At 27.4% G+C, this 1150-nt stretch carries 2 protein-coding genes; one reads left to right on the forward strand and one right to left on the reverse strand.

Annotated elements, in window-relative coordinates; translation table 11 throughout:
* Positions 1 to 166: 166 nt before the first annotated feature.
* A complete protein-coding gene (locus VZD24_RS15200) occupies positions 167 to 676 on the forward strand; it encodes a hypothetical protein (RefSeq protein WP_342688109.1) in 510 nt (169 codons plus the stop codon).
* Here the strand turns inward: VZD24_RS15200 and VZD24_RS15205 are convergent.
* Positions 673 to 897: a hypothetical protein gene (locus tag VZD24_RS15205; RefSeq protein ID WP_342688108.1), complete on the reverse strand. Its 225-nt coding sequence runs from the start codon at positions 895 to 897 to the stop codon at positions 673 to 675. The genes VZD24_RS15200 and VZD24_RS15205 overlap by 4 nt on opposite strands.
* Between the last annotated feature and the right edge of the window lie 253 nt (positions 898 to 1150).

Below are 1150 nucleotides of genomic sequence, written 5' to 3' on the forward strand. Positions count from 1 at the left end.
AATAACCAAAATCTAAATAAAAAAACAGCTTATAGATCCATCTTTCAATCTGTAAGCCTAGAATAATAATGTCAAAAATTAATGAAGAAATATGTTGTTTTTTACCTCAGTTCTTTGTTGTAAGCAGTGTTTTATTTTATATATTCGTTGTCTAATTTAAGTTATTATGTCATTAAGCAAAAATATTATTTATGATTCAGATGGTGTTAAAAAGTCAAACTTTAACTTTCATACAAAACAATTAGAAATCGTAAGTGTCAATTTAGATGATTTTAATTCTCGATTAGGTTCTGACATAAAATTGAACTACAATCATATTTGGAACGTATTTTTATTAGAGTCATCAAATCAACAGTACGGTAGTGTTTTTGTTAGACATATTTCTCATTGTTTAGCTTTTCATAATGATAAAAATTGGGAAGAACCTTTCTTTATTCAGAGGGATTTATACCACATTAAAAACACTATGATTAATTTGTTTTATCACATAAAAGACGACGTAGAGTACTTTAAACAAAATGATGAATTAAACTCCGAACTTAACTTATTTCTCAAACGTTTTGACAACAACTACTATCCATTAGGTATTTTATCAGATAAAGGTCAAGAATATTACTCACAAGAATGTCAGAAAATAGTTGATAAATTAAAATCTGTTCTACACTTATTAGATTAACCATAGATTATCCTTGGGTCAGGGTATTGGTCTAATTTAATTTTAACATACTTTTTTATTTCGTCAGTATTTTTATTTGGGTCTTTCGGGTAAAACTTTTTTGGGTTTTCCCATAACTCTAGTTTTATTTTAAAAGGAAAGTTAGATTGTAAAATCTCTCCATCTAATTGTATTATTTTAGAGTAAAGTTGCTCAAATTCTTCTCTTATTTCAGTTGTCATGCGTGTTGTCTTACATTGCTTACAACGTGTTTGTATATGAAAAGTAACGTGTAAAAATACGTTAATTTTCGGGTTTACGTTGTGTTTTTTATTTGCCGAAATTTTAGGCTCGGCAATTACCTAGTTATTTTTTATATACGTCTTAAGTTTGATTTTCACTAAATAAGTTAATTTTAAGTATTAATCAGAAAGAACAAAAGAGCGGAGTAAGGTTACTATATACGGTGAAGCTTTAGACTTCGACAACATTGAT

The organism is Aequorivita flava (assembly GCF_038742595.1).
In the GTDB taxonomy this organism is placed as follows: domain Bacteria; phylum Bacteroidota; class Bacteroidia; order Flavobacteriales; family Flavobacteriaceae; genus Aequorivita; species Aequorivita marisscotiae.

What these genes read in the sequence shown, in the direction of transcription:
- VZD24_RS15200 (WP_342688109.1), top strand. Translation starts at nt 167, where the DNA reads ATGTCATTAAGCAAAAATATTATTTATGATTCAGATGGTGTTAAAAAG.
- VZD24_RS15205 (WP_342688108.1), bottom strand. Translation starts at nt 897, where the DNA reads ATGACAACTGAAATAAGAGAAGAATTTGAGCAACTTTACTCTAAAATA.